Raw genomic sequence first — 20,113 nt, 5'->3', positions numbered from 1 at the left:
ATGCCCCGTGCCGCCTTGCCGCCTATCCATCTGCTCGCCACCGCCCTGCTGGGCGGAGTGACGCTGCTGTGCGCTGTACCGGTACAGTCGCAGCAAGTGGTCCGGTACACCGATGCCGATGGCGTGCAACACATGCGGGTGGAAGCGGCTGACAGCAGCAGCGATGGCGCCAGCAAGGGTAGCGGCAGCAAGAAGGCCCAGAACATTGTGTACCGGTACACCGACGCCGATGGCGCAGTCCATTTCTACGCCCAGACGCTGGATGACCCCGACAAGCTCATGGCCAGCAGCGCTGCCCTGTTGAATCACGCAGAGAGCAAGGAAGCGGTCACGCCCGCCGATCCGCCCTTCGTGCGCACCATGCTGTCGCACCGCGACGCCCGCAAGTACGACCCGCTGCTGACCCAGGCCGCCAGCGAATTCGGCCTGGACGCGGCCCTGCTCAAGGCCGTGATGACGGCTGAATCCGGCTTCAACGCCAAGGCGATATCCAGCAAGGGCGCGGTGGGCCTGATGCAGATCCTGCCCGATACCGCCGAGCGCTACGGCCTGCAGGGCGACCGTCGCAAGACCCTGCACCAGAAGCTGACCGACCCGAAGATCAACATCCGCCTGGCGGCGCGCTACCTGCGCGACCTGATGGCGATGTTCCCGCAGCATGTGGAACTGGCCATCGCCTCCTACAACGCCGGTGAAGGCGCGGTGCAGAAGTATGGCAACAAGATTCCTCCCTATCCCGAGACGCAGGGGTATGTGCGGCTGGTGTCGCGGTTCTACCAGCTGTATCGCCCCGATGGCGGCCCCACCCTGGCCTCGGCCGGATCGGCCCGCCTCAAGGTCACCCTGCCGCCCCATGCGCCTGTTACGGCCAGCGGCAATGACTGAACGATCAACCCAGTGACACAAGAAGACTACGCCCCATGACCGATCAACCGACCCTGTTCGACCAAGCCCCGAGCGCGCCCGATGGCGAATCGCTGACGCTGTCCACCTTCGCCGAGCGCGCCTATCTCGACTATGCGATCTCGGTGGTCAAGGGCCGCGCCCTGCCCGACGTGGCCGACGGCCAGAAGCCGGTGCAGCGCCGCATCCTCTATGCGATGAATGAACTGTCGCTGAACTCGGCGGCCAAACCGCGCAAGTCCGCCGCCGTGGTCGGCGACGTGCTGGGCAAGCTGCACCCGCACGGCGACCAGTCGGTGTATGACGCGCTGGTGCGCATGGCCCAGGACTTTTCGCTGCGCTATCCGCTCATCGACGGCCACGGCAACTTCGGTTCGCGCGATGGCGACGGCGCGGCGGCAATGCGCTACACCGAAGCACGCCTGACGCCCATCAGCAAGCTGCTGCTCGATGAAATAGACATGGGTACGGTGGAGTTCCAACCCAACTACGATGGTTCCACCGAAGAACCGCGCCTCTTGCCGGCGCGCCTGCCCTTCCTGCTGTTGAACGGCGCTTCCGGCATTGCCGTGGGCATGGCCACCGAGATTCCTTCGCACAATCTGACCGAAGTGGCCAAGGCCGCCGTGGCGATGATCCGTAACCCCAAGATCAGCCACGCCGAACTGATGGAGCTCATCCCCGGCCCCGACTTCCCCGGTGGCGGCCAGATCATCACCCCGCAGGCCACCATCGCCGACATGTACCAGAGCGGCCGTGGCAGCCTGAAAGTGCGCGCACGCTGGAAGATCGAAGAACTGGCGCGCGGCCAGTGGCAGGCGGTCATTACCGAACTGCCGCCGGGCGTCTCCTCGCAGCGGGTGCTGGAAGAAATCGAAGAACTGACCAACCCCAAGGTCAAGCTGGGCAAGAAGTCGCTGACGCCCGAACAGCAGGCCCAGAAAGCCGCCATCCTCGGCCTGCTCGACGCCGTGCGCGACGAGTCCGGTCGTGAAGCGCCGGTGCGCCTGGTGTTCGAACCCAAGTCCAAGAACCAGGACCAGACCGAGTTCATGAACACGCTGTTGGCCCAGACTTCGCTAGAAACCAGCGCCTCGCTGAACCTGGTGATGATCGGCGGCGATGGCCGTCCGCGTCAGAAGAACCTGACCGACATCCTGACCGAGTGGATCAGCTTCCGCTTCGAGACCGTGACCCGCCGCACGCAATTCCGCATGCAGAAGGTCAACGACCGCATCCACATCCTGGAAGGCCGGGAAGCGGTGCTGCTCAACATCGACAAGGTCATCAGGATCATCCGCGAATCGGATGAACCCAAGCCGGCCCTGATCGAGGCCTTCAATCTCTCCGACCGCCAGGCCGAAGACATCCTGGAAATCCGCCTGCGCCAATTGGCCCGCCTGGAAGCCATCAAGATCCAGCAGGAGCTGGCCGAGCTGCGCGGCGAGAAGACCACGCTGCAGGACCTGCTGGACAATCCTGCCTCGATGAAGAAGCTGGTCATCAAGGAAATCGAAGGCGACGCCAAGACCTATGGCGACGCCCGCCGCACCATCATCGAAGAAGCCGAGCGCGCCACCTTCGAACAGAAGGTGATCGATGAACCGGTGACGGTGATTATTTCGCAGAAAGGCTGGGTGCGCGCACGCACCGGCCATGGCCACGATGCCACGCAATTCACCTTCAAGGCCGGCGACAGCCTCTATGGCGTGTTCGAGTGCCGCACCGTGGACAACCTGCTGGCCTTCGGCTCCAATGGCCGGGTCTATACCATTGCCGTCAATGCCCTGCCCAATGCGCGTGGCGACGGCGTGCCTGTGACCACGTTGGTGGAACTGGCCAGCGGCAGCAGCATCCTGCACTACTTCGCCGGTCCCGCCGACACCACGCTGCTGCTGGCCTCGGATGCGGCGGCGGGCTTCATCGCCAAGGCTTCCGACATGTTTGGCCGGGTCAAGGGCGGCAAGGCCTTCTTCACGCTCGATGAAGGCGCCCTGCCACTGGCTCCGACCCCGGTGGCTGCAGATGCCAGCGCGGTTGCCTGCGTCTCCGGCAATGGCCGTCTGCTGGTGTTTGGCCTGGACGAGATGAAGACGCTCTCTTCCGGTGGCCGTGGCGTGAACCTGATGGAGCTGGAAAAGAACGAGAAGCTGGTCGCCGCCCAGGCCATCAGCCAGAAGGGTGTGGTGGTGTACGGCACCGGCAATGTGGGCAAGGCCAAGGAGATTGCCTTGTCGGCCGTCTCGCTGGCCCTGCATATCGGCAAGCGCGCCCGCAAGGGCAAGGCGCTGGAATCGCGTATCAAGGTGATGGGATTGCGGGCGCAGGTCTGACGCGCTTTCTGCTCACTGAAAATCGCCCCCTCGCCGGCAGGCATAGGGGGCGATTTTGCGTCCGCAACCCTGCTGAACCTAACATAGCGACAATACAATTCGAGCTTTCATGCAAGAAAGAGAAGATCAAACGATGGGCGTAGCTTATAAGCTACAATCATCCGCATGGTCGAATTACTCCGATATCAACGCCGGGACGGGCGTGAACCAGTTTCTGAATGGCTGGATCAATTGCGCGACAAAGTCGCGCAGGCCCGCATCCGGATACGCTTGCGTCAGGTTCAAGCCGGCAACTTCGGCGATTGCGAAGCCGTCGGCGACGGAGTAATCGAGCTACGGGTCCATGTGGGAGCGGGATATCGTGTCTATTGTGGTCAGCACGGAAAGACCCTGGTGATCCTTTTATGTGGCGGCGACAAGCGCTCACAGCAAGGTGATATCAGGTTGGCCAGGCAATATTGGGAAGAATGGAAGCGGAGGCAAACATGAACAAGATCAAAGCTGCGGTCTCTCATCATGAGCGGGAGATTGCCGAATTACGTGCGGATCATGCGCTGGCAGTTGCCTATTTGAAGGCAGCCATGGAATCGCTCGACAATCCTGATGACCGTGCTGCCGGTCTGCTGGCACTGCGTACCGTAGCAGAAGCGTATGGCGGATTGGCCGCCGTCGCGGCCGAGGCCGGGATCAGTCGCGAATCCTTGTACCGCACCTTGTCCCCCAAGGGAAACCCAACGCTCAAGACACTGCTGGCCGTGCTAAAGACGGTTGGAATGCGCTTGTCGGTCGAGCCGGAACATCCCGCGCACGCCTGATTTCTCCTCCGACGGGATCATCAAGCAATCGCCACCGACACCCGATACAACAACACCCCCAGCAAGCCAAACGCCCCGGCGAGCATGCAATACGGCGCCCAGCGATAGCGGCGCAGGCCATATCCGAGCAATAGCAGGCCGATGCTGGCCGCGGGGATCAGGGCGGAAGGACTGGTCAGGTCGGGCATGGTGGTTCTCCGGTCAAGTTGCCCCCGCCTGCGCCGGGCAGGCGGGGCGATATCGCCATCACGCCATCTGGCTGATGGTCTTCCTGAAGCGGCCCAGCGCCGCCATGAACAGCACCGCGCCAATGCCAAAGATGGCCAGCAGTTGCGGCCAGATCACTTCCAGGCCAGCGCCGCGGTACAGGATGGCTTGCCCGGCCGCCACGAAGTGCGTGGTCGGGGCGGCCAGCATGATGTCCTGTACCAGCACGGGCATGCTCTCGCGTGGCGTGGAGCCGCCCGACAGCAATTGCAGCGGCAGCAGCACCAGCACCGTCAACATGCCAAACTGCGGCATCGAGCGCGCCAGCGTGGCCATGAAGATGCCCATCGAGGTAGTGGCAAACAGATGCAGGCAAGTGACCAGCATGAACAGCGCCACCGAACCTTCGATGGGCACATGCAAGGCGCCCCGCACGATCAACAGCAGCGACGCCAGCGCCGCCAGCGCCACCACCACGCCCATGGACCAGACCTTGGCCAGCATGATCTCTGCTGGCGTCACCGGCATCACCAGCAGGTGTTCGATGGTGCCGTGCTCGCGCTCACGGATAAGCGCGGCGCCGGTCAGGATGATGGAGAGCATGGTGACGTTGTTGATGATCTCCATCAACGAACCGAACCAGGACTGCTCCAGGTTGGGATTGAAGCGCATGCGCAAGGCCAGGCTGACCGGCGCGCTGGCCGCGCCCTCCTGGCGCTGCACGAACTGCGTGACCTCGTTGGTGACCATCTGCTGGATGTAGCTGTTGCCGGTGAAGGCCTGGCTCATGCGGGTGGCGTCCACATTCAGTTGAACTGCTGGAGCGCGTCCGGCCAGCACATCACGCTGGAAGTCGGCGGGGATGTCCAAGACGAAGGTGTAGACGCCATCATCCAATCCGGCATCGGCTTGCCGGGCCGTGACCAGCCTGGCCACCTTGAAATGCGGCGGATAGAAGGAAGCGGCAATGCGCGCCGACAGCGGCGAACCGTCGTTGTCCACGATGGCGATGGCGGCGTTGTGCAGGCTCTCCGGCATGGCCGTGGCGGCCACGTAGATCGAGAGCGAAAAGGTGTAGGCAATGAGCACCAGCATGGCCGGATCACGCAAGAGGCTCCACAGCTCCTTGATGCCCAGACGGTAGATGTTGGCCCAGGAATTGCGCATCTCACCGCTCCTGCTTCTTGAGCAACAGCACCGACAAGCCCAGGATCACGGGCGCGGCCACTACCAGCGGCCAGAACGAGGACGTGAGGTCGCCCAGCGCGAGCGCCTTGCTGAACACACCCCGGCTGATGGTCAGGAAGTGCGTGGCCGGATAGATCTGGCCGATCAGCGCGCCCATGCCCTCCAGCGACGAGACCGGATTCAACAGGCCGGCGAACTGCACGCAGGGAATGATGGTGCCGATCATGGTCACGAACAGCGCCGCGATCTGGCTGTTGGTGAAGGTGGAGGCCAAGAGACCCAAGCCAGTGGAACAGATGACGAACACCAGCGCAGCCAGCGTCAGCGTCAACAGGCTGCCCTTGACCGGTACGCCGAACACGGTCACGGCCAGCAGCGTGAGCATGGCGAAATTGAGCATGCCCAATAGCAGGTAGGGCAACTGCTTGCCCAGCAGGAATTCGGTGCGGCTCACCGGGGTGACATACAGGTTGAGGATGGAACCCAGCTCCTTCTCGCGCACCACCGACAAAGCCGTCAGCATGGCCGGGATCATCATCAGCAAGAGCGGGATGATGGCCGGCACCATGGCCGGCAGGCTCTTCACATCGGGGTTGTAGCGATAGCGCGTTTCGATGCGGGCGGGCATGGCCAGGCTTTGCCCGAGCCGGTGCGTGGCCATGTCGGCCAGCCATAACTGATGCATGCCCTGGACGTAGCCGCGCACGGTCTCGGCGCGCGTCGGCATGGCGCCATCGACCCAGGCGCCCACCTCCACCGAGTGACCGCGCGCGATGTCGCGGGCAAAGCCGGGCGGGATCTCGATGGCCAGGGAAATCTCGCCGCTGCGCATGCGCCGGTCCAGTTCCTGGTAATCGCTGATGGGCGGCTTCTCGATGAAGTAGCGCGAGCCTGAGAGGTTCAGCGCGTAGTTCTGGCTCAGGCCGGTCTGGTCGCGGTCGAGCACGGCGTAGCTGAGGTTTTCCACGTCGAGGTTGATGCCATAGCCGATGATGAACATCAGGATGGCCGTGCCCAGCAAGGCCAGCGTGGCGCGCACCGGATCGCGGCGCAGCTCCAGGCTCTCGCGCTGGCTGTAGCTCAGCGCCCGGCCCAGGCTGGTGCGCCAGCGGCTCAGGCGAGGGGATGGGGTCGCGGCAGGCGGCGCCACGGCGACGGCCACGGCGCTGGCAGTCGCGGCGGTGCTGCTGCCCTTCCCTGCTGCCTCTTCCAGATAGCCGATAAAGGCCTGTTCCAGCGTATCCGCGCCGCGCTGCTGCATCAGCGCCTGCGGCGTGGCGCTGACCAGCACCCGGCCTGCATGCATGAGCGAGATGCGGTCGCAGCGCAGCGCCTCGTTCATGAAGTGGGTGGAAATGAAAATGGTCACCTGGTCTTGTCGCGCCAGGCCGATCATCAGTTGCCAGAACAGGTCGCGGGCGATCGGGTCCACGCCCGAGGTCGGTTCATCCAGGATCAGCAGTTCGGGCTTGTGGACCATCGCCACGGCCAGCGACAGGCGCTGGCGTATGCCCAGCGGCAGGCTTTCGGGCAGGCTGTCCATCACCTCCAGCAGGCCGAAGCGGCTGGCCATTTCTTCGGTGCGCGCGACAATCTGGTCTTCGGGGACGCGGTACAGGCGCGCATGCAAGACCAGGTTCTGCCGCACGCTCAGTTCGCCATACAGCGAAAAGGCCTGCGACATGTAGCCCACCCGCGCGCGCGTGGCCATGTCGCGCGGATCGACCTCGCGTCCGAACAGCCAAGCCTGGCCTTCGCTGGCCGGCAACAGGCCGGTGAGCATCTTCATCGTGGTGGACTTGCCGCAACCATTGGAGCCGAGGAAACCAAAGATCTCGCCACGCCGGATGCGAAAGTCCACATGGTCCACCGCCAGGAAATCGCCAAAGCGCATGGTCAGCCCCTTGGCCTCGATGGCCACGCCACTATCGATGGTGTCGTCCAGCGGCGTGACCTGCACGGCCTGGTGGCCGCGCCGTTTTTCTTCGGGCAGCAAGGCGATGAAGGCCTCTTCCAGCGAATCTGTACCGGTACGCTGATGCAACTGTACCGGTGTACCGGTGGCCAACACCCTGCCCTCATCCATGGCCACCAGCCAGTCGAAGCGGTCGGCCTCTTCCATGTAGGCGGTGGCCACGATGACGCTCATGCCGGCGCGCTGCTGGCGGATGTGGGCGATGAGGTCCCAGAACTGGGCGCGCGAGAGCGGGTCCACGCCGGTGGTGGGCTCATCCAGGATCAGCAGGTCGGGATCGTGGATGAGCGAACAGCACAAGCCCAGCTTTTGCTTCATGCCGCCGGAGAGCTTGCCGGCCGGGCGCGCCAGGAACTTGTCCAGGCCTGTGCTGGTGGTCAGTTCATCGATGCGGCGGCGGCGTTCGCTAGCATCCTGGCCGAACAGGCGGCCAAAGAATTGCAGGTTTTCTTCCACCGACAAGGTGGGATAGAGATTCTTGCCCAAGCCCTGCGGCATGTAGGCGATGCGCGGGCAGGCCTGCTGGCGATGACGCTGCTGGCGCATGTCGCCGCCCAGCACTGCCAGTTCGCCCTGCTGCAGCGCGCGTGCGCCGGCCACCAGCGATAGCAGGCTGGACTTGCCCACGCCATCGGGGCCGATCAGGCCGACCATGCAGCTGGCGGGGATGTCCAGCGACACCGCGTCCAGCGCCACGGTCTTGCCATAGCGCAGGGCGACCCGCTCCAGGCGGGCCACGCAAGCGCCGCCCGGGAGCGTATTCATTGCGGGACCTGCACGGCCAGTTGCGCCGGCCAGGGCTGGTTCTGGTCAGTCCTGACCCAGGCCACGCCAGGCAACCCCGTCTTGACCAGCGTCAGGTGCTGTTGCAGCAGCGCCGGATCGATCTGCGCCTTCACACGAAACATCAGCTTCTGGCGCTCGCTAGCCGTTTCCACCGTCTTGGGCGTGAACTGCGCGGTGCTGGCGACGAAGGAGATGCGCGCCGGGATCACGTACTGAGGCGCGGCATCAAGGATGATGCGGGCCTCGCTGCCCAGCGCCAGCTTGCCGGCCACCACCTCGGGCAGGAAGAAGGTCATGTAGACATCGCTGAGGTCCACCAGGTTGAGCACCTTGCCGCCACCGCCCAGCACTTCACCCGGCTGGGCGATGCGATATTGCACGCGGCCCGCGCGCGGTGCGGCCAAGGTGCTGTCGTCGATATCCACCTTGATGCGCTGGACCGTCGCCTGCGCCGCCGTCACGGTGGACCTGGCCCCGCTGACCTGGGTGCGCGCGGCCACCACGGCCGCCTCGGCCGCCGTCACCTGGGCCTTGGAGGCGGTGACCGCCGCGTCCATGCTGCGCACGCGGGCGCGGTCATCATCGACTTCCTGCACCGAGGAAGCGCCTTCGCGCACCAGCACTTCAGAGCGCGCCAGGCGACGACGGGCGGCGTCCAGTTCGCTCTCGCGCTGGACCGTCTGGGCCAGGGCCGCCTGGTAATCGCTCTGGCGCACCGCCACCTGGGCTTCGGCGCTGGCCACGGCGGAGAGGGATTGCTGTTGGTGCGCCAGGGCTTCGTCGCGCTGGGCCTGCAGCGACAGCACCTGCATGCGCGCCAGCGGCTGGCCGGCGCTGACGAAATCGCCCTCGTTGACAAGGATGGCCTCGACCCTGCCGCCCAGCTTGGTGGCCACATCCACTTCGGTCGCCTCGATGCGGCCATTGCCGCTGGCGAAGCCCTCACCGGGGCCGCTGTGATGCAGGCGCTGCCAGGCAAAGAACGCAGCACCCAGCAACAGCAGCAATGCGGCCCCGGCCAGCAGGGGTTTCTTGAGAAGGGGAAGCTTCATGATCATGACCCGGAACGAGAGGGGGAAGGTGATGATAGGACTGCGGCAACGCCCTCCCCGCCCAGCGCCGCATACAGCGCCACCGAGGAAGACAGCAGTGCGCGCCTGATCTGCACCAGTTGCTGCTGGGCGCTCAAGAGGTCGCGCTGGGCGTCGAGCACGTCGAGGAAAGGCGCAGCGCCATTGTCATAGCGCAGCGCCGACAGCCTTGCCCGCTCGCGCTGTACGCGCACGGCGGACTGTGCAATCTCCAGCTGCTGCGTGAGCCACTGGCGCGCGGCCAGGGCATCGGCGACTTCGCGAAAGGCCGTCTGCACCGTCTTTTCGTAAGCGGCCACGGCCAGGTCGCGGCGCACCTCGCTCAACGCCAGGTTGTTGCGCAGCCGGCCTGCGGTAAAGATAGGCAGCGTGATGCTCGGCGAGAAGGTCCAGGCATGGCTGCCGTCGCGGAACAGGCCGCTCAGTTCAGCGCTGGCCGTGCCGACATTGCCGGTCAAGGAAATGCTGGGGAAGAAGGCCGCGCGCGCCGCGCCGATATTGGCGTTGGCGGCCATGAGGCGATGCTCGGCGGCAGCCACGTCGGGCCGGCGCGTGAGCAACAGCGCCGGCAAGCCCGGCTGCAGCGGCGCAAACACGGCATCCAGCCCGGTGCGCGCCTGCCCAACCGGCAGCGCTACGGGGCTACCCACCAGCAGGGTCAGTGCATTGAGGCGCTGGGCGCGTTGCTGCTGCAGTTGTGCTCCCAGGGCCTGGGCCTGGGTGAGCAGGGTTTCGATCTGGGTCAGGTTCAGGCGCGAGGTCGCCCCTACTTCCACCCGGCGTGAAAAGATGCGGAAACTCTCTTGCCGGCTGGCGATGGTCTGGTTGGCGATCTCCAGGCGCTCGTCGAGTTCGGCCAGTTCCAGCCAGGCATCGGCCACTTGCGCCATCAGGCTCAGGGCGACGGCGCTGCGCGTGGCCTGGCTGGCGCGTGCGCTTTCCAGGGCGGCGTCGTCGAGACTGCGCAGGCGGCCCCACAGGTCGATCTCCCAGCTGCTCAGGCCCAGCCCGGCCTGGTAGGCGCTGCCCACCAGCGGGCGACGGGTCAGGTTGAGGTCAGCAGGTGTGCGCGAACGATCCAGCCCGGCCTGCGCGCCAATGGTAGGAAACAGGTCGGCATGCCCGATGCCATACAAGGCTTGTGCCTCCTGCACCCGCAAGACGGCTGTGCGCAGGTCGCGGTTGTTCTCCAGCGCCTGGGTGATGAGGGCTTGCAGATGGGGATCGGTGAAATAGTCGCGCCATGGCAGCGGCGCGCTGGCCACCTCATTGACTAGCCCGTCCGGATAGACGGAAGCCACCGGTGCAGCGGGACGTTGGTAATCCGGCGCCAGGCTCTGGCAGGCGGTCAGGCACAAGGGCAAGACCGCCAGCAGCAGGCGTGTTCTCGTCAGCAGCGGGCGCGTGGTGGTCATCGGCGTGGGCAGATAATGTGGCGACGAAGTTCGTCTTTTGTGTCCACATTATGAAGATCCAAGCCGATTGAGCCCTTGATGTGCGTCAGGTTACTGACTGATGGGTTGGTTATTTCAGGACCAGACCAGGCCATCCCATCCACGCCGGACCGGGGCCACTCTCCAGTGGCTCCGGTCCGGTGGCGATCAGTCTAGCAAGGCCCTGATCTGTGGCACGGTGAGGTCACGCCGGACCGCATGCTTGTCGAGGAAGGCGATCATCTCGGCGATATTGCCCAGATCGCCGTCCCGCTCCACCGAGGGTGGCACGGCCAACACTTCGCACAGGTACACGCTCAGGGCCGCCACATCCAGGCTGTCCAGACCGGCGTCATAGAAGCTCTCCTCTTCACCGGTCAGCTTGACCCCGTAGCGGGCCCCGCCCATGGTGTAGGGAACGACCTCATTGATGATATTGATCCATTCCATTTCATGTCTCCTTCTGGGATTGATGATCGGTGCTGCGCAACACCTTGGGCACTTCGATGACACACACGGAGGGTTCTTCGTCGCGATAACGGATGAAGGCCACGCCCTTGACCTCGCGCTGGTGCAAGCACTGATGGATCAGGTTGCGCAAGCTGAAGACCGGGTCGATATCGGCCGAGAGCAGATCGATGATGAACAGGTACGGTCCATCCTCGATCTCCTGGCCCCAGTAGTCCAGCCTGGATTGCGAGGCGCGCAGTTGCTCGACCCAGCTTTCGGAGACGAACTTCCAGGCCACGAACTGCAGCGGCCGGGCTTGCCCGGTTTCCTTGTGGCAGGCCTCCAGGTAGTTGAAGTTGTTGTTGGCCAGCGCTTCGCGCCAGCGCGCCAGCATGAAGCCCACCGGATAGCGCCCGTGCAGGGCCGAAGCTCCGGCCAGCAAGGTCGCGCCGCCAAGGATGCGCTGCAGATCGACGGGGTTGATCATGTTCTTCATCCGATCACCTGATGGGAAAGCACTACGTTGTCGAGATAGAAGTCCACCTTGGCCGGCGCCATATTGCGCAGGGCGTGTACCTCCATGACGTTGGTCCCCGCCACCGACACCGTCAGCAAGGACGCGCCGGTGGAGACGGTGTGGTCACCCACCTTGTAACTGCCGGCATCGTCCTTGTTGAAGGAGAAGCGGATATCTTCGGGTCGCACCGTGGTGGTCTTCATGAGGCTGCCAGCGATATTGCTCAGGTCGACACGATCGATGGTGGTGTCTTCCTTGCCGGCGCCGCCGTTGACGAACAGTTGGGCGGGCTTGGCCGTATCCAGCAGATCGTTCAGACCGAAGGAGAAGGCATTCTCCGACTGCAGGGAAGCCAGTCCCTTCCATGCCGCGCTCGAACGTCCCATGCCTGGTCCGTCCGAGCGCATCTGGAAGTAGGTCTTGGCGGCGGCATCATAGGCGTCCAGCTCGTTACCGCTACGCGCGGACAGCACGTAGAAGTCATCGGCGCTGCTGCCTGCCTTGTGAACCACCACCTTGTTGCCCAGGGTATTGGCGGCGACTTCGCCGGTGGCGCTGTAGAGATCGACCCGGCTGTTGTCAGCCTTGTCGGCCAGGATCACCACCGGCTGCTTGCCACTGTTGATGACGATCTGCTTGGCCGTATCGGTCACCAGCAGCGAGGCCGGATGATTGCCGTCCAACGAGAAGTCGATGCGATCGGTCTTGTCCGAGATGGCGAAGTTCTGGATGTTGCTGTAGCTCAGGCTGGCCTGCTTGCTGTCTTTGCCGTCCAGATACTCATAGGAAATCTTGCCTTCCTTGATGCTGACCGTGCTCAGGTTCAGGCTGTCGGCAAAGCCCAGGGTGTCGGCCTGTTTGGCGCTGCCGGTGACTACCTGGGTCTTGGCCGAGGCCAGGAAGATGGTGGCGGCGTGGTCGCTGCCGATCATCTCGCGTGCGCCCTCCAGGGTGCTGGCGCCATCCCCGGCATGCAGCACCATGTGTTGCTGCGCATCGCTGCTGGTGACCTTGATGAGGAAGTTGCCCTTCTCCAGGTAGAGATGCTCGTCCTTGCCCTTGAGGTTGGCGCCATCACCGATGAAGTAGAGATTGGCGCGCTTGCCCTCGGCGGTGCTCAGATGCACGCTCTCGCCCGACAAGCTCAGGCTGACCGCATTGATGACATCTGGATGCAGGTTCTTGTCGATGTCGGCCATGCGCGCCACCGGCAGGTACAGATCGATCGCGCCATCTTGGCCCAGTCGCCACAGCTGGTGGTACATGTGCGTAGGGGCGACGATCTTGGCCAGGCCGGTGTAGGGACCGATGTCGCTGAGCACGGCATAGGAATTCTGGCTGACCGCCTGGCCGTTGGGCAGCGTCGTATTCTTGCCGGAAGCGATGTTGAGCATGAAGCGGAAGTCCTGCTGATAGAGATTGCTCAGCAAGGCCAGCTTGTCGCGCACGGCCTGCTGGCCGCCCCCGCCGGCGCGGTACCGGCCCCAATCGATCAGGCCGCTGCCACCGCTCAGGTAAGGCACATCGGAGGTCAGGAAATTGAAGAGCAGGTTTTCCGCCAAGACCAGCTTGGCAAAGTTGGACTGGGCATTGACGTTGTTGCCGGGTGCATCGCTGAAGTCCGGTTCGTACTGGATGAGGTTCTTGAGGGTGGTGGTGACCGCAGCAGTGGCCGCAGGACCGACGAGTGCCCCCAACAGCATCGATGAACCGACCATCTGCCCGTACTGCGCGTTCTGCAGCATGTACAAGGACTTGAACGGCGCGCAGGAAGCCAGGTAGCCCTGCTCCAGGACGCCATCACGAGCCACGGCGGTGTTATAGCCGAGCAAACCGCTCACATCGCTGATCAGCGACAGACGGTCATACATGACAGCCGCCATGGCTGCGCTCTGGAAGTTGGGCATGGTCACTTCGAAGAGCACCACAAAGGGCAGCACCTCGGGGACGGCCATGGCGATGACGTCCAGGGTGATGAAGATCATGTCCTGGATCAGCGCCAACGTCGGTTGCAGGATATTTTGCGCCGTGTAATTCAGGCCATGCAGGATCATGTCCACCCCCGTGGCGATCAGGCTGAGCACCGCCCCCGCCGAGATGCCGGCGGCTTCGATGGCGGGCAGCGAGCTGGTGTACTTCGACAGGAAGCTGAACTTGTTGATGTTGACCATCGAATTGAGCCAGGAAGCCGCGTCGGAGGCCAGATAGGCAAAGCTGGAGATCGAGCTGATCAATTGCTGCAGCAAAGTCAGCGACTTGCTGGCAATCTCGGTGCTGCTCAGATCGTCCCCGTTTGCCAAGGCCTTGCCCGTGTCGACCGCCCCCCAGAGCGCCGTAATGATGCCGCCCACGTCGGCGCTCAGGCAGATCAGCGATGTGGTGCAGATACGGAAGGCCTCGGCGTTGTTGCTGCCGATCTTGAGCGGCTCGTTCTTCTTGCTCTCGAGCAGCCTGTCGAGCATGGACTGCAGCGATGTCCCGTCTTCGCCGACGATGTGGTTCACGCCATCGATCTCGGCCAGGGCGGCCACCTTGGACACTTCCGCCTTGAACGTCTTGAGGGCCTCGGTGTAATCGCCGACGATGGAACCGCTCTTCATGGGCGAGGCCATTTCGCCGCGCATCTCGAAGAGCTTTTTGAAGGGATTGGGCAAGTCCTTGTCTTTCAATGCGTTGCCGAACTCCGTGCCGTCGCCGAACTGCTTGAAGTTCCCGTCCACCGCATGACTGACGAGGGCATGCATCAGGTAGTTCACCGGCACCTGCAGGCAAGACGCCATGGTGGAAACCAGCTTGGTGACTGCCAGCGCTTTGGCCGTGCTGTCCTGGCCGCTCTTCTCGATATCGGCTCCCATGGCGCCCGCCGCCGACACCAGGCGGTACAGCGAGGCATAGAAGCGCACGCTCTGGTAGAGCCCGTTGACCTTGTCGACATTGGCGATCTGGTCCTTGACCGATCCGTAGGCTGCGTTGAGCTGGTCGAAGCTGTGCAGCAAGGACTGCTTGCTCGCGTCATCCTCTCCCGGGGTCCAGTGGTTGATGGTATCGCGGATCTGGCTGGCGCCCGCCTCCCATTGTCCTTCCGGTAGCGCCTTCTTCATGTCGTACACCCAGGTCGAAAAGAAATTGCGCGCCGAGGAAACCGTCGAATAGGCGAAGCCATAGGGCCACATCTTCCAGCCAGGCAGCTTCAGGTCGAGCACATTCTTGATCGCGACATCGTCCATCTCAGGGCGGATCTGCTGGAGCACATCCGCCGTCAGTCCTGGCATGTTGGTGAGCAGCGAGTACATGCCGTTCAGATGCGCACGTTGGGTGCTGGCGATATCGAACTGCTTGATCGCATCGTCAACCGCATGACGCTGGTCCGTGGAGAGCGTGCCATACAACGGCAAACCGGCCAGGCTGCGCAGGGTGCTCTCGCCCAGATGGCTGATCACCGGGGCCGGCAGCATCTGCGCCGTCAGCGGCGCGTTCCCTTCGTGCGACAAGGCATCGATGCGGCTGGCCAGACGCTGGTACAGCAGATCGGCGCCATCCGCAGAGAGTTTCTGGTCGCTGCCCTGGTTCAGCATTTCCAGCACCGTATTGATCGGCAAGGCTTTGATCTGCGGCTCGGTCAGCTTGGACAGACGTCCCGAATTGCCCCATTCGTTGAGCACTGCCGCCGACACATGGCGGAAGAATTCAGGGGCCAGCGTGGCAATGCTGACAGGATCGAGGTCCTTGAGCACGGCCACGCCATAGACGTTGTTGGCCAGCAGGTAATTCTGATAGGTGCTCAGGGTGGCCAGCTCGCCGACCTCCTGGGCCGATTGCGCATGGAGCACCCGCACGCCGCGCGCCCAGTCCAGCGCCACGCCCTGCGAGGTGGGGGTATCCACCAGCGCGGAGGCCGCCATCGACTCGGGCGACAGCACCACGTTGCCAAAACCGAAATCGTTGTAGGCAGGGTTAGGCTCCAGATCCTTGAGTTCGAGACGCACCGGAGCGCTGCCCACTGGAGCGCGGAAGCTGATGCTGCGAACGGCCCAGGCTTCCTCGGCCTTTGAGGTGATCACGGGGCCGGTAGCCACGCCGTTCACATAGAGCTGCAAGCGCGCCTGGTTGGGACCTGCGCTATTGATCATGCTCAATTTCAATGCATAGTCCTGGCCGGCTTGCAGTCCGCCTACATCAGCGCGCCAGAAGGCCTTGCTCACGTCGGGGCCGCCGTCGACCAGCAGGAACTTGCTGCCATCGCCGGTGGGACCGCTGCGCGTGGCAAAACCCCATCCCTCGGGCATCTGATCGGTCAGCGTCGCAGAACCGTAGCCAAGCGTGAGGCGGGGATTGTCAGTGATGCGATAGTCGGTGGAAAAGTCGGCCAAGCCGTGAGTGAAGTCGCCATTGGAGATCACGCCGAAGTTGGCAGTGTTGATGGGCTTCAACGACACTTTGCCAAAACCAAAATCGTTATAGGCAGAGTTAGACTCCAGATCCTTGAATTCAAGGAGCACGGGGGCGCTGCCGGCAGGAGCGCGGAAGCTGACGGTGCGATCAGCCCAGGCTTCTTCAACCCTTGAGGTGAGCACCGGACCGGTGGCCACGCCATTCACATAGAGCTGCAAGCGCGCCTGGTTGGGACCGGAACTGAGCATGCTCAGTTGCAGTGCATAGTCATGGCCAGCTTGCAGTCCAGCCACCTCGGCGCGCCAGAAGGCCTTGCTCACATCGGGGCTGCCATCGACCAGCAGGAACTTGCTGCCATTACCGGTGGGTCCGCTGCGCGTGGCAAAACCCCATCCCTCGGGCATCTGATCGGTCAGCGTCGCAGAACCCCAACCAAGCGTGGTGCGGGGATTGTCAGTGATACGATAGTCGGTGGCAAAGGCGGCCAAGCCGTGAGTGAAGTCGCCATTGGCGATCGCGCCGACGTTGGCGATGTCGACGGGCTTCACCGACACGTTGCCAAAAGCAAAATCGTTATAGGCAGGGCTAGGCTCCAGATCCTTGAGCTCAAGGCGCACCGGGGCGCTGCCATCAGGAACATGGAAGCTGATGCTGCGACCAGCCCAGGCGTCCTCGTATCTTGCACTGACCACCGGTCCGGTGGCCACGCCGTTCACGTAAAGCTGCAAGCGGGGCGGATTGATGGGGCCAGCGGCAACGATCATGCTGAATTGCAGGGCATAGTCCTGGCCGGCTTGTAGTCCGGCCACATCGGCACGCCAGAAGGCTTTGGTCACATCGGGGCCGCCATCGACCAGCAGGAACTTGGTGCCTTTCCCTGACGGGCTGCCGTGCGCCGCAAAGTTCCACGCATCGGGTATCCAATCGGTCAGCGTCGCTGAACCCGCACCAAGCGTGAGGCGGGGATCGTCAGTGATGCGATAGTCGGTGGAAAAGGCGGCCAAGCCGTGAGTGAAGTCGCCATTGGAGATCGCGCCGACGTTGGCAATGTCGACGGGCTTCACCGACACGTTGCCAAAAGCAAAATCGTTATAGGCAGGGCTAGGCTCCAGATCCTTGAGCTCAAGGCGCACCGGGGCGCTGCCCTCAGGAACATGGAAGCTGATGCTGCGACCAACCCAGGCGTCCTCGTATTTTGAACTGACCACCGGTCCGGTGGCCACGCCATTCACATAGAGCTGCAAGCGCGGCTGATTGATGGGGCCAGCGGCAACGATCATGCTGAACTGCAGGGCATAGTCCTGGCCGGCTTGCAGTCCGGCCACATCGGCACGCCAGAAGGCTTTGGTCACATCGGGGCCGCCATCGACCAGCAGGAACTTGCTGCCTTTCCCTGACGGGCTATCGTGCGCCGCAAAGTTCCACGCATCGGGTATCCAATCGGTCAGCGTCGCTGAACCCGCACCAAGCGTGGTGCTGGGATCGTCAGTGATGCGATAGTCAGTGGAGAAATCGACCGCGCCGCGCTTGAAGTTGCCGTTGGAGATCCCGCCGATGTTGGCCAGTCCCGGTAAGGTCAACAGGCTCTTGGCGCCCCACATCGACACCAGGGCGGACTGCAGCGATGCCTCCTCGCCGCGCGCGATGAAACTATCACTGCCGCTGCCAGCCCGATTGGCGAAGTATTTGAAGACCGCGTTCGCGCCCGTGCCCAGCAAGGGGCGCACCACGTCGCTGTTGAGATCCTTGAGCAAGAGACTGCCCTGACCGCCCAGGTCGATCTGCACCGAGGGCAGCGCGCCGGCCAGCTTCAGTGACTGGATGCGGTGGCTGACGGTATGCTTCTGGTCGTCCTGATAGACCAGGTAGAGATCCAGCTGAGGCCGGCTGGCATCTCCTGTCTTATAGAGCAGCAACTGGGCATCGGCCGGCAAGGTGATGGGAACGTGCATGACCACCGAAGATCCGCTGCCCAGCTCGGCCACTGCGCCGTTGGTCACCGTGGCCAAGGTGTGCACCGTCGTCGATGCGCTTTGCTTGGCCATCAAATTGCCGTGGGTCAGCAGCGCCGCATTGCCGTAGCCGCCGTCGAACCGGTATTGGCCCTGCCGGGCCAGATCCAGCACGACGTTGCCGTTGCGGCTGAAGCTGTAGGTGCTGCCGCTGTTACGGGCGTTGAGCACATAGTTGGCGTCTTGGCCCATGGCGATGTTGCTGGCCAGGCCTGCGCCGAATTCACCGTCGATCAGGCCATTGCCACTACGCGCGAAGTTGAGGTTGCCGACCACCCCGCCATTGTTGAACAGGAACAGGTTGCCGGCGCCGCTGTTGTTATGTACGTCCAGCTTCTGCCCCAGCAGATCGATGGTGGTCGCACCGGAGGTGTTGCGCACCACATCGGTCCAGACGACAATGGAGCCGTACTGCACGCCGGTGGTCAGATAGTTGTTGCCGCCGTTATCGTTGATGGTGGTACCCAGCAAGGCCGAGATCCGCAGCGAATTCTGTCCGGCCAGGCTGGCTTTGGCCCAAGAGCCGCCGAAGACATCGGCATACCAGGTCGAGCCACGGCTGTTGACGGACAGGTCGGCATTGCCCAGCGCATAGGTTTTCCAGCGCGCCACTTTCCAGGGCTGGCTGGCGTCCTGGTTGTCGATCTTCAGGTTCAGGCTGAAGGAGTTGCTGAAGCCGCTGACCTGGGCTGTCTGCGCGGTGATCTCCAGGCTGCCTGTCAGGTACAGCATCTGCGAATAGTCCAGGCGGCCCAGTCCCTTGACGACGCTGGCATTGATACCGCTGTTGATACGAACCCGGTCCGCGCCATCTCCGGTACTGATGTCGTTGTTGCGTCCGCCGACCACCACCGTGATGTCATCATCACCGTCGGCAGTACTGACGATGTTGTAGCCGGCGCTGTTCACGCGTACCGTCTGGTTGCCGTTACCCTTGGTGGCGTAGTACTTGTTGGCTTCCAGCCCGGAGATATCGACCACGAGCGGTGCGTCCACGCGGTCGATGTTGATGGTATTGCCATAGGCACGGGAGTGGATCTTGCTCTCGCCCGAGAGCACACCTGCGGCAACCGTGGTCCAGCCCGATCGATACTTCGAGCAGTCCAGCGACAAGGCGCCATTGCCCTTGATGATCTCGGTCGCGACCCCCAACCCGAGATGGATGCTATCCTTGCCACCGGCCACTGCGACGAGGTTGTAGCGGCCGCCTTCGGGGATGGTGATATTGTCATCGCCATCGGCGGTGCGCACCTTGACCTCGCCTGGGCCGGAGGCCGTGATCGTCTGATTGCCCCCTCCCACGTTGACGTCTACCCAGCATAAGCCATAGACGTCGATGGAAGACGAGTCGGCGCTGCCCCATATCCCCACGCCCCAGGCGGCGATGCCCATCTCCAGATACCTGGCCCGCTTATCAGTCCATAGCTTCACGGCCTCGGACTGGTGCGCGCTGGCCCTGACCACCATCGAACCGGTGCCGTGATAGTAGATATCGCTCCAGGTCCCTCCCCCCCATATCTGGGACTCATTGTCTCCGTAATAATCGTGGCGGCTTCCCATGTTTTTCTCCTTATTTATGATTGACGGAGCTGTCAAGTCAGCGCAATTCGCTTTGCGCTGACTGCTCCGCTTACGCCAACGCCTGCGGCAAAGCGGCCACGGAGTGGTCGCTTCGGTGCGCAGACGCAGATGCTTGACGTGCTGGTTGTAGTAGATGAGTGGACAGGGAGCCATCCGCTACCATGGCGGCTCCCTCACAAGCAAGCCCAACAGCGGCGGGATCGAAAAGACAGGAAACAGGCGCAATGTGCTGGTGCGGGCGACAGACGGCCTGTGCCGTTGCAAAGCGCGCAAAGCTCGTTGTGACCCCGTTGACAGTGGCGTCCATCGGCGTCTCCCCTCCGTGACGGATGATTATTCTTACTTGCTTGTGCGACGGAGTATTGATTTTGGGAGATGAACGAACAATTACCCCAAAGGACAGGGATACGAGTGCAAGTTCACTCGGAGA

At 63.2% G+C, this 20,113-nt stretch carries 12 protein-coding genes; 4 read left to right on the top strand and 8 right to left on the bottom strand.

The features are described from left to right. The 4 genes from BGK68_RS15460 to BGK68_RS15445 all read left to right on the top strand — a co-directional run bounded on the left by BGK68_RS15460 (position 1) and on the right by BGK68_RS15445 (position 4,051). The gene (locus BGK68_RS15460) at positions 1 to 885 is read left to right on the top strand and encodes a lytic transglycosylase domain-containing protein (RefSeq protein WP_075257828.1); all 885 of its coding nucleotides are present in this window, start codon (positions 1 to 3) and stop codon (positions 883 to 885) included. A gap of 35 nt (positions 886 to 920) precedes the next feature. Continuing rightward, positions 921 to 3,236, top strand: a complete 2,316-nt coding sequence (gene parC, locus BGK68_RS15455) for a DNA topoisomerase IV subunit A (protein ID WP_075257827.1) — start codon at positions 921 to 923, stop codon at positions 3,234 to 3,236. A 165-nt stretch (positions 3,237 to 3,401) separates the two neighbouring features. Then, positions 3,402 to 3,725: a type II toxin-antitoxin system RelE/ParE family toxin gene (locus BGK68_RS15450; RefSeq protein ID WP_198937210.1), complete on the top strand. Its 324-nt coding sequence runs from the start codon at positions 3,402 to 3,404 to the stop codon at positions 3,723 to 3,725. Next, positions 3,722 to 4,051 (top strand): addiction module antidote protein, encoded by a 330-nt coding sequence (locus tag BGK68_RS15445; protein ID WP_075257825.1) that lies wholly within the window; start codon positions 3,722 to 3,724, stop codon positions 4,049 to 4,051. Before BGK68_RS15450 ends, BGK68_RS15445 begins: the two co-directional genes overlap by 4 nt. A 20-nt stretch (positions 4,052 to 4,071) precedes the next feature. Here BGK68_RS15445 and BGK68_RS27835 read toward each other — a convergent pair whose 3' ends face one another. The 8 genes from BGK68_RS27835 to BGK68_RS15410 all read right to left on the bottom strand — a co-directional run bounded on the left by BGK68_RS27835 (position 4,072) and on the right by BGK68_RS15410 (position 19,662). Next, on the bottom strand, positions 4,072 to 4,239 hold the full coding sequence (locus BGK68_RS27835; RefSeq protein ID WP_158035460.1) for a hypothetical protein: 168 nt from the start codon (positions 4,237 to 4,239) through the stop codon (positions 4,072 to 4,074). Positions 4,240 to 4,297: 58 nt separating this feature from the next. Further along, positions 4,298 to 5,425, bottom strand: a complete 1,128-nt coding sequence (locus BGK68_RS15440) for an ABC transporter permease (protein WP_075257824.1) — start codon at positions 5,423 to 5,425, stop codon at positions 4,298 to 4,300. Between the two features lies 1 nt (position 5,426). Further along, positions 5,427 to 8,186, bottom strand: coding sequence for a ribosome-associated ATPase/putative transporter RbbA (rbbA, locus tag BGK68_RS15435; protein WP_075257823.1), 2,760 nt, complete (start codon positions 8,184 to 8,186; stop codon positions 5,427 to 5,429). Further along, the gene (locus tag BGK68_RS15430; RefSeq protein WP_075259852.1) at positions 8,183 to 9,259 is read right to left on the bottom strand and encodes an HlyD family secretion protein; all 1,077 of its coding nucleotides are present in this window, start codon (positions 9,257 to 9,259) and stop codon (positions 8,183 to 8,185) included. Before BGK68_RS15430 ends, rbbA begins: the two co-directional genes overlap by 4 nt. A gap of 2 nt (positions 9,260 to 9,261) precedes the next feature. After that, a complete protein-coding gene (locus tag BGK68_RS15425) occupies positions 9,262 to 10,713 on the bottom strand; it encodes an efflux transporter outer membrane subunit (protein WP_075257822.1) in 1,452 nt (483 codons plus the stop codon). 186 nt (positions 10,714 to 10,899) lie between these two features. Beyond that, the gene (locus tag BGK68_RS15420; RefSeq protein WP_075257821.1) at positions 10,900 to 11,181 is read right to left on the bottom strand and encodes a phosphopantetheine-binding protein; all 282 of its coding nucleotides are present in this window, start codon (positions 11,179 to 11,181) and stop codon (positions 10,900 to 10,902) included. Between the two features lies 1 nt (position 11,182). Beyond that, a complete protein-coding gene (locus tag BGK68_RS15415; protein WP_075257820.1) occupies positions 11,183 to 11,677 on the bottom strand; it encodes a toxin-activating lysine-acyltransferase in 495 nt (164 codons plus the stop codon). Then, a complete protein-coding gene (locus tag BGK68_RS15410) occupies positions 11,674 to 19,662 on the bottom strand; it encodes an autotransporter outer membrane beta-barrel domain-containing protein (protein ID WP_143433068.1) in 7,989 nt (2,662 codons plus the stop codon). The genes BGK68_RS15415 and BGK68_RS15410 overlap by 4 nt, the downstream gene beginning before the upstream one ends. Positions 19,663 to 20,113 lie beyond the last annotated feature (451 nt).

The sequence above is a fragment of the Herbaspirillum camelliae genome (assembly GCF_001929405.1).
GTDB lineage: Bacteria > Pseudomonadota > Gammaproteobacteria > Burkholderiales > Burkholderiaceae_D > Herbaspirillum > Herbaspirillum seropedicae.
Note: the sequence above shows the minus strand (reverse complement) of the source record. Positions and strands in the feature narration are given on the sequence as shown.

Coding starts and splice junctions, on each gene's coding strand:
- BGK68_RS15460 (WP_075257828.1), top strand. CDS start 1: ATGCCCCGTGCCGCCTTGCCGCCTATCCATCTGCTCGCCACCGCCCTG.
- parC (WP_075257827.1), top strand. CDS start 921: ATGACCGATCAACCGACCCTGTTCGACCAAGCCCCGAGCGCGCCCGAT.
- BGK68_RS15450 (WP_198937210.1), top strand. CDS start 3,402: ATGGTCGAATTACTCCGATATCAACGCCGGGACGGGCGTGAACCAGTT.
- BGK68_RS15445 (WP_075257825.1), top strand. CDS start 3,722: ATGAACAAGATCAAAGCTGCGGTCTCTCATCATGAGCGGGAGATTGCC.
- BGK68_RS27835 (WP_158035460.1), bottom strand. CDS start 4,239: ATGCCCGACCTGACCAGTCCTTCCGCCCTGATCCCCGCGGCCAGCATC.
- BGK68_RS15440 (WP_075257824.1), bottom strand. CDS start 5,425: ATGCGCAATTCCTGGGCCAACATCTACCGTCTGGGCATCAAGGAGCTG.
- rbbA (WP_075257823.1), bottom strand. CDS start 8,186: ATGAATACGCTCCCGGGCGGCGCTTGCGTGGCCCGCCTGGAGCGGGTC.
- BGK68_RS15430 (WP_075259852.1), bottom strand. CDS start 9,259: ATGAAGCTTCCCCTTCTCAAGAAACCCCTGCTGGCCGGGGCCGCATTG.
- BGK68_RS15425 (WP_075257822.1), bottom strand. CDS start 10,713: ATGACCACCACGCGCCCGCTGCTGACGAGAACACGCCTGCTGCTGGCG.
- BGK68_RS15420 (WP_075257821.1), bottom strand. CDS start 11,181: ATGGAATGGATCAATATCATCAATGAGGTCGTTCCCTACACCATGGGC.
- BGK68_RS15415 (WP_075257820.1), bottom strand. CDS start 11,677: ATGAAGAACATGATCAACCCCGTCGATCTGCAGCGCATCCTTGGCGGC.
- BGK68_RS15410 (WP_143433068.1), bottom strand. CDS start 19,662: ATGGGAAGCCGCCACGATTATTACGGAGACAATGAGTCCCAGATATGG.